This is a genomic window from Enterobacter sp. 2VL, assembly GCF_005503595.1.
In the GTDB taxonomy this organism is placed as follows: domain Bacteria; phylum Pseudomonadota; class Gammaproteobacteria; order Enterobacterales; family Enterobacteriaceae; genus Enterobacter; species Enterobacter cancerogenus.
Genome location: NZ_SCNE01000015.1, coordinates 33,922 through 42,456 on the forward strand (window position 1 = coordinate 33,922; position 8,535 = coordinate 42,456).

Genomic DNA, 8,535 nt, shown 5'->3' on the forward strand with positions numbered 1-8,535 from the left:
ATCATTATGCACGATCTCATTCAAAATCAGGCAGAGAATGGCGTCTTCATGCCATACTGATGCACAATGAATGATTAAATAACAGGAGCTTACCGTGGTCATTGGCCCTTTTATCAATGCCAGCGCCGTATTACTGGGGGGCGTTCTTGGCGCCGTATTAAGTCAGCGATTGCCGGAACGTATTCGCGTCTCTATGCCCTCCATTTTTGGTCTGGCGTCGCTGGGTATCGGGATCCTGCTGGTGGTGAAATGCGCCAACCTGCCGGTCATGGTGCTGGCCACCCTGCTCGGCGCGCTGATTGGTGAGTTTTGCTATCTCGAAAAAGGGATCAATAGCGCGGTCAGCAAAGCCAAAAACCTGATTGCCCGGCCGGGCAAGGCGAAGAGCGGCTCGCACGAGACGTTTATCCAAAACTATGTCGCCATCATTATTCTGTTTTGCGCCAGCGGCACCGGAATTTTCGGTTCGATGCAGGAAGGGATGACCGGCGATCCGAGCATTTTGATTGCGAAGGCGTTTCTCGATTTCTTCACCGCCACCATTTTCGCCACCACGCTCGGCATCGCCGTCGCGGCGATTTGCGTGCCGATGCTGCTCATTCAGCTGGCGCTTGCCACCTGTGCCACGCTGATCCTGCCGCTCACCACGCCGGCGATGATGGCAGACTTTACCGCCGTCGGCGGCCTGCTGCTGCTGGCGACAGGGCTGCGCATCTGCGGCATCAAAATGTTTGCGGTGGTCAATATGCTCCCCGCCCTGCTGATCGCCATGCCGCTTTCAGCGCTGTGGACGCACTTTTTCGCTTAAGATGACGACGAAGTGGTGAGAGAGTGCGCAGTCTGCAACGAAAACCACAAAATTCGTTGACGGCGGGAAGTGAATCGGGTTTAATGCGCCCCGTTGCCCGGATAGCTCAGTCGGTAGAGCAGGGGATTGAAAATCCCCGTGTCCTTGGTTCGATTCCGAGTCCGGGCACCACTCATTCATAAGAACGGACCTCCACGGAGGTCCGTTTTTGCATTCTGAGCCCGCCAAAACACTTAGCCTCAACCTGCTCCTGTGCTCTCCCGGTTTGTCTCCCCTGACGTTTCTGGCAGCGTGCCCGCACCATCACGCCTCGGTCTGTCCTTACGCCTGTTTACCCTGAGTTTGCGCGTGTAGGGTGTCCCCCTGCTGCGTGTTCATATACTGCATCCATAAACGATACCAGGCCGCATACTCGTTAAAAAAAATCGCGACGTTTTTAATTTTGAGCTTATGCAGTGCGTTTAACTTATGGGTACTGACCGTTTTTTCGCTGACGTGCAATTTCATTGCTATATGCTTTTGGCTGATCCCTAAACAAATCATCCTTATTATCAGCGCTTCTCTGGTGGTCATTTCCTTTGGATGTCGTTGCTTCGCGCAGCCGAAGCGCCATCCGCTTAATAGCATGCTGAAAATGTTGACCCCTGCCGTTCGATTTATTAATGAACGTCGACAGAGGATAAAAGCAGATACCGGATCGGAATAGATAAGATGCTTGATCTCATTGTCATCAAGCACATAAATATAGTCTTGCCCGGTATCAAATATGATCAGGCTCTCAGGTTCAGGAATATTAAGATTAATGGATAGGGCCTTAAGGCCAATCACGAAAAATGAATCCCCAGAAAAGATCTGCATTGTCTCTCCATGAAAAGTGGAAAATAGCTTCCTCCTGACATTCTGCCCCGGTAGCGATCTGCGCGACCGGGGCAGTGGCTTAAGGGGTGTTAAAAATGATATTTGAGGCCAACCATGGCCGCAGCATCGTGATAGCCTTTATCACCCATCTGGACGCCGATATTTCCCCAGGTGTTCAGCCGCGGGTTGATCTGCCCTTCAACGCCTGTTTTGATTTCGCCCAGATTTCTCGCACCCGCCTGGTAAACGCTCACATCATCCATCTTCGTGCCAAAGTCACGGGTGTTATGGATCCAGTTAAGCTCAACGTAAGGCTGGAACACGCGTTCCTTATCGTTATCCATCGCATGGTGGCTTTTCAGGAAAGTACGAATGCCCAGCCTGGTGCGGATATTCCCGTCGCCTTCGCTTTGAATGCGGGTGCCGTTTGCCTCATGGAAATCATCGGCTTTTACCCCCATCCATATCGCCTGCGCCTGAGGCTGGATGAACCATTCGTTCAGCGTTCCCTTGCTCCCCGTGAATTCACCGAGTTTCTGCGTATAACCCGCCTCCAGCGACGCGGTGAACCCCCGGGATTTGTACGATTCACTCGCTAATTCTTTACCCTGAACGCTGTTAGTAAACCAGTTGTACAGTAACCAGCTGTCCACCCAGGCCCCCTGCGACGCCGGGGCATTGGCATACCAGGTGGCGTAACCCCCTATGCTATACCCCTCCACGGAACCGCTGGCGCGGTAGCCACTCATTACGCTGCGCGTCGAACTGTGGTTATTACCGTAGCCCGCCATAAAGCCGACATGCCAGCGATCGACGCCATCCCGACTCCAGCGCGCCACGTCGCCGCCCATCTGCGCCACATAGCGATTACTCTGGGTTGTCAGCTGGCCGCTACCGTCATGCCAGCCGTTGTGGCCGCCGACCTGACGCAGCCACAGGCTGGTGACTTCAGGCTGTGCCGATAAGGCGTCCACAAACCCAGGTTCTCCCAGTCGGTCGTGCAGACTCATTGCAAACAGGGTATTGGCCGCGGCGATATTGGCGGTGTAACTGCCCGCTTCAGGACGAATCACCGGCGTTTTTCGTTGCGGATCTGGCGTAGGTTCAGGTTTTGGACCCGGCTCAGGGGCGGGAGTGGGATCGGGGTTCGGGCCAGGCTCAGGGGCTGGCGTAGGTTCTGGAGTAGGTTCTGGCTCCGGATCAACCGGTGTCGCCTCGCTGGTCAGATACCAGTTTTCGCCCTTTTGCAGGAGGGAGTAATCATAAGCGCCCGCCACAATACGGCCCGACTGCACGAAATTGCCGTAAGATCGTCCGCCGACGTCAACAATCTCTATGCCTTCAACGGTTTGCGCACCGTACCCGCCCAGGTTATTGATAGCGACATACGTCGTCCCCGCCAGCACGTCACCGCCGACGATCAGTTTATTACTCGGCGAGCTGTCATCCCCCAGCACGCTGTTAAACATCAGCGTCCCGCCGTTGCCGGCATAATCCCCGGTCACCGTCAGAGTGTCCGCCGCGTTACCCGCAGAGAAGGCGATGGTGCCGTTGTTGGTCAACTGGCCGACAAACGAACTGCCGCTCATGTTCCAGCGGCTGGTATTATCCAGCGCCAGCGACGTTGCGTTATCGACTGCGCCGTTCAGCACCGAGGCTGACGTCAGGTCAACCGCCACGCTGTTGGCAACGTCCGAGGAGGTAATGTCGCCATTCAACTGGCTGTTAGCCGCCGTTAAGGTCACAGTGCTGTAGAGGTTGTTAGCAGGATCAGCTGCATCCTCATAATGGCTCACGTTCATCACCTGACCGTTGCCGCCGCTGAGCGTAGAGTCCTTTACCGTCAGCGCCAGCGTCGTGGTGTCAGCATTAATCGCCTGCGCCTGCGCGCTTTGCAACGTCACATTATTCAGCGACACGTTATTGCTGAGCGTGGTGGAGTAACCATTCACATACAGCCCGGCTGCCTCATCGCCAGACGTCACGATCGTACTGTTGCTGATATCCAGTTGCCCTGCACGGCTCCATAGCCCAAAGCCTTGTTTGCCGGTGGTCTCTATGCGCACGTTATCGGCGGTAATAGCCGAACCCGGGTAGGCCAGTAGCCCTGCCGCAAGTTCACCGTGCGTGGTGATATCGCTGTTGGTTAAGGTTCCCTTCCCACCGGTTGCGGCAAACAGGCCGGCCCCGCCGGTACCCTGGGTAATAATGGTCAGCTTATCGCCCGTGAGCTGCTGCCTTCCGCTATACAGGGCATACGAGTTAAGTCCCGCGGTCTCGAGGGTACTGTTGGTAATGGTTGCCGTCCCATTCTGCGCATTCAGCGCGATAGCACGATCGCCTGCGGTAGAGAGGGTGGCGTCGTTTATATTGACGGAGGAGTCACTGCTGACGACCCACACCGCATCGCTGTATTTACCCTGCGTTGCGTATCGGCCTCCATCAATGTTTACTGTTGCGGCCTGATTGGCATTCACCGCATAGCTACTGTCGCCGGTCGTTGTGGCGGACGTATTGGTCAACGTTAAATCACCCGCCATAACCTTGATGGCGTCGCCGCTTTCGGTGGTAATGGCGCTGTCGCTAAGCTGCGCGGTAGCGAAGCCTTGCGTTGACCAGGTCCCGTCCAGATTTAGCCCCATCGCGTTATTTTGGGCGGCGATCGTGATATCAGAAAGTGTGGCAGAGCTATTGTTCGCAAGATAAATGCCGCTGGCAGCGTTACCGCTAACATTAATCTCCAGATTGTCGCCCGTGAAAATACTATCGTCTATCCACGCCCCGCCGCCGCGCGTTCCGCTACTGGTGAGAAAAAGCTGGCTGCCGTTAAATTCTGCGCCGTTTTTTGCCTGGATAATAAAGGCACCGCTTGTGTCATTTACAAGCGTCAGATTTTCGAAATGGAGTTTTCCTCCATCAATGACAATAGTGTTACTATTTGCGGCGCAAACAGAATTACTTACAAAAAGATAGATTGGTAACGCGCAGAGTAAACGATGCCACTCACCCTGACTGGTGTGATAATTATCCATAATGTTGCCTTTCACTAATCCATTTATAAACACAGCGTGTTTCTTTCATTACATCCGCATCTGGCGACAAACGATGCGTAACGATAAAACTCGGCTTGATTTGAGGCGCCCATTTTACGACTGGCGTTACGATAATGGGTGCTGATTGTCTTTCGTGAGCGATTCAACATTCGTGAGATATCGCCGCTGTTGTAACCCCTGCCAATTAAGAGCATGACATCGGTTTCCGCATCAGAGAGCTGTGCGTATTTCTTCAGTCCAAAACTCCAGTAAGCATCTTTCTTATTGAAATGAACATGATAGTCCGCAGTCGCGATCGCCAGTATTTTACCGATCTTCATCGATACGTCATTGAGCGTTTGATTGCGGGCCAAAAACGGAACATGCAGCGTGAGCTTTTCTGGCTCCCTGGTATCTTTAAGCCAGCGGTCGCTATTACTACGAATTTTCTTCCTGTTCAAAACATTAATCGTTACAAAATCATCATAGAAGATGATATTAGCGTCATCCTTACTCATTTCATCTGTTGATAATGCAAAACGCGCATCATTCAGACGTTCGTTTGGCAATTGACTCAAAATTAAGGATTTTACCCCTAACCCACGATAATAGTTAGAATCCATCAACAATATATTCAACATATTCCACACCCATGTGTTGCATTCCCTTTAAGGCAAGTTATCTCCGCAAACAGCAAGATAAACAATAAATGCAATAAACTGCATTCGCTAGCGGGAACAGATCTCCAGGAACTTTACAAATTAAGACAAAGCTCACCTCGATATTATTCAAAAACCTCTCTCTTGGTAATGGCTATCAAACATTTTAGGATAATTCACCAAGAAAATTGCCCAAGGAAAGATCTTAATTTATAGGGTAAATTTCTCTATTTAATATAAATTCATATTTATTAAAGAAGTTTCAAATCCACCTTTTCTGACTCCATGTCGTAACGGCCATTCATACACAAATCTACCGGGTGGGGCTGCCAGTCAATTAGGCCTCTAATCTCAAAAGCAATAACGGCATGTCTCGTCATCTGTTCCCTTTCCTGCAATGAACGCACCAGCAGTGTTTCAGGGATAATACGCGGTTCGAAACGAATGATAGCCTTACGGATAGCCTGCTCGATAACCTGCCAGTTATTACGATTTTCATGCCTGCCGATCAGCGCCGGAATACCATAATTAAGCACCGATTCCGTTACTGCTTTATAGCGTTGCTCGTTGAGCGTATCCTCGATATTTGTATGATTAATTAAATCAGCAATATCTTTTTGAACCAGCTGACGTATCGTTTTAACATCGACTGGTCTGGTGCGATCGTGTGGGCTTTTAGGTTCGTCATCCTGTAACCGCTCAAGAAGTGTAGGAAGATAGCGGCCTTCTCGGGTAAAGGATTTATTCGAATACAATCTCACCCACCTCCATGATCGAATGTTCACAGCTGTCGGTAATCAGTACCTTACGGCCATGGCCGAGAATGAGCAGATCGGACAACATCGACCACTCTGTCTTTGACCCCAGCTTATAGTCCTGGCCATCATCCGCCATAATCGGGTAGCGCGCCGGAATGAAGCCAAAATACTCTTCCCCTGCAACATTAACGGAGGCTTGTGTCCAGAGAAGGTCGATCAGATCTTTCGGTTTTGAAATACGAAGTTGCTGGACTTCAGAGAACGGCAGCCAACGATATCCTCCGGCGCAAATAAACTCGCACACAGGCCCGAGACGCCCGTCACTGTCTGCAATCCAGGTAAATTCGCCCAGGGTATCACTTTTACCACGGCTTTCCGGTGCAAGTTCAAAGGCTTCAGATCGCGTGATATCTGATAGCGCCATATTGCCCTGGCAATATTGCCCGTTGGCCTCGTGTAGTTTCGCCATCCACTGCGGCATATCACCCTGTAATGTTGCGGCCAGACGCTCACCGGATAAAACCTGCGTACGCTGCATTTCACTAAAGACGAGATTTTTATATAACTCACACTGTTTTTTCATTTCCTCATCAAGTAGCGATAACGTCTGCAGCTGCAGTAATGCGCTATCCCACGCGCCATCGACGCAATACAATTTAAACAGCACTTCCCGGGCTTTGAGATCGTCTGGGGATGCCTTCACCTGCGAGAGTACCTGCTCCAGCAAATTGTTCAGAGAAGAGGTTTTCAGTGTTTCAGTTAATGTCGTAATATCCTGCATGATAGTAACTCCTGTTATTAATAGTGAGAATCGAGGCCAATTTTGTGGAAATCACGAAACACCAGTTCAGGTACCTGATTCATTCCTTTCGCCACGATCGGGTCGGGTGACAGAGATTTGAGTAAATCGATTTTTTCTTCTTCGGCAAAAATATCGTCCGCGATACTGCTGCTTTCAAAATCGGGCCAGACCTTTTCCATCAGAAAAGTTCTGTCGACGATACATTCCGTTAAGGTCTTTTCTTTAAGGCATTCTTTTACGCGGTCAAACTGATTATCAGTTTTGATGAGATAAGCGGCTTCATTGCTGACGTTATCGAAATACTGGCGTCCCTGCTCTTGCCAGATAAGGAACCGTTTGTACTCGATTTCAAGCATTTTCAATACGTCATCACTGTTTCGTTGCGCGATAACGTTATTGAAATAATGTAAGTCATTTATATAACTGCCGCCGTTCGGCAAAATCTCTTCAACTTCGGGGATCTTGTCCGCTGCCTGCCATGTATTATCCGCACCAATAAACGGCGACAATTCCTGATGCGCTAGCGCGTCGTCGTCGTCCGTACCCATCTCAAGCCTGAAGTGGCCTGCCTGAAGATGGCTGCCGACGCGCAGGGGTTGGCTTTCGCCATAGCAAAGCTCTACGCCATCCAGCAAACAGATGGCGTTAACGCAAAAGTTCCGCATGACCGGGCGGGTTAAATGCCAGTAAAAAGCCACCGCATCTTGCCCCTCCGGCACCTGGCTGTGGGGTCCAAAGACCCCACTGCTTACCTCTAACGCGATGGCCCGATCCGCCGTAATACCTTCCTGCAGCGACACGGGCTGGCGCGATGTGGGCCATTGAAAACGGAACTTCATCTCGTTAACCGATATAGACATCGCCAGAGCCCGTTATGACAGCCGCCCCGCACCCGGTGACATCGCCCAGTCTGGCGGCCGGTACGCCGTTGATAAAGACCGATCCTGATCCGACTGCCACGGGTGCGGCACCATGTAACAGCGCGCATGGCGCGATACTGACGCCCACCATCGCGGCGGGAATGCCGTTAACGTAGACATCGCCCGACCCGGAACATAAGGCGCCACCGTGAGCGGTAGCATCTCCGACACGTGCTGCGTTTTGCATATTTCACTCTCCTTTGAAATTGGTGGGTGACGACGAAATGTATTCGTCGTCAGATGCACATTAGGGTTCAGGCGTTGCGCTGCCTGTCTCCGTTGGGGTCTCCGTCGGCGTTTCCGTCGGCGTTTCCGTTGGGGTCTCCGTTGGGGTCTCCGTTGGGGTCTCCGTTGGGGTCTCCGTTGGGGTCTCCGTTGGGGTTTCCGTCGGGGTTTCCGTCGGGGTTTCCGTCGGGGTCTCCGTTGGGGTCTCCGTCGGCGTTTCCGTCGGGGATTCCGTTGGCGTTTCCGTTGGGGATTCCGTTGGTGTCTCCGTCGGGGATTCCGTTGGTGTCTCCGTCGGAGATTCCGTTGGCGTTTCCGTCGGGGATTCCGTTGGCGTCTCCGTCGGGGATTCCGTTGGCGTGTCCGTCGGGGATTCCGTTGGCGTCTCCGTCGGGGATTCCGTTGGCGTGTCCGTAGGTGGAATCGTTGGCGTTGGCGTCGGCAGTGGCGGCAACGGAAGCACAACGCCAAAC

General features: G+C 52.1%; 9 protein-coding genes and 1 tRNA gene. 2 read left to right on the plus strand and 8 right to left on the minus strand.

Features of this window, described 5'->3' with window-relative positions; all coding sequences use genetic code 11:
• The first annotated feature begins 94 nt into the window (after nucleotides 1-94).
• Complete coding sequence (locus tag FFS28_RS21135; RefSeq protein WP_042321956.1) at nucleotides 95-808, plus strand: DUF554 domain-containing protein; 714 nt, start codon at nucleotides 95-97, stop codon at nucleotides 806-808.
• A 95-nt stretch (nucleotides 809-903) separates the two neighbouring features.
• Nucleotides 904-979, plus strand: a tRNA-Phe gene (locus FFS28_RS21140).
• 150 nt (nucleotides 980-1,129) lie between these two features.
• Here the strand turns inward: FFS28_RS21140 and FFS28_RS21145 are convergent.
• The 8 genes from FFS28_RS21145 to FFS28_RS21180 all read right to left on the minus strand — a co-directional run.
• Nucleotides 1,130-1,666, minus strand: coding sequence for a response regulator transcription factor (locus FFS28_RS21145; RefSeq protein ID WP_137903874.1), 537 nt, complete (start codon nucleotides 1,664-1,666; stop codon nucleotides 1,130-1,132).
• Nucleotides 1,667-1,755: 89 nt separating this feature from the next.
• A complete protein-coding gene (locus tag FFS28_RS21150) occupies nucleotides 1,756-4,698 on the minus strand; it encodes an autotransporter outer membrane beta-barrel domain-containing protein (RefSeq protein WP_137903875.1) in 2,943 nt (980 codons plus the stop codon).
• A gap of 23 nt (nucleotides 4,699-4,721) precedes the next feature.
• Complete coding sequence (locus tag FFS28_RS21155) at nucleotides 4,722-5,339, minus strand: helix-turn-helix domain-containing protein (protein WP_101736992.1); 618 nt, start codon at nucleotides 5,337-5,339, stop codon at nucleotides 4,722-4,724.
• Between the two features lie 269 nt (nucleotides 5,340-5,608).
• Entirely contained in the window at nucleotides 5,609-6,112 is a 504-nt protein-coding gene (tssE, locus tag FFS28_RS21160; protein ID WP_137903876.1) for a type VI secretion system baseplate subunit TssE, read from the minus strand.
• Complete coding sequence (locus FFS28_RS21165; RefSeq protein WP_006178485.1) at nucleotides 6,099-6,896, minus strand: type VI secretion system accessory protein TagJ; 798 nt, start codon at nucleotides 6,894-6,896, stop codon at nucleotides 6,099-6,101. The genes tssE and FFS28_RS21165 overlap by 14 nt, the downstream gene beginning before the upstream one ends.
• Before the next feature lie 17 nt (nucleotides 6,897-6,913).
• Nucleotides 6,914-7,777, minus strand: coding sequence for a TagK domain-containing protein (locus tag FFS28_RS21170; protein ID WP_137903877.1), 864 nt, complete (start codon nucleotides 7,775-7,777; stop codon nucleotides 6,914-6,916).
• On the minus strand, nucleotides 7,761-8,024 hold the full coding sequence (locus FFS28_RS21175; protein WP_006178487.1) for a PAAR domain-containing protein: 264 nt from the start codon (nucleotides 8,022-8,024) through the stop codon (nucleotides 7,761-7,763). Before FFS28_RS21175 ends, FFS28_RS21170 begins: the two co-directional genes overlap by 17 nt.
• 60 nt (nucleotides 8,025-8,084) lie before the next feature.
• On the minus strand, nucleotides 8,085-8,535 hold a 451-nt coding region (locus FFS28_RS21180), incomplete at its 5' end, for a hypothetical protein (RefSeq protein WP_212743982.1).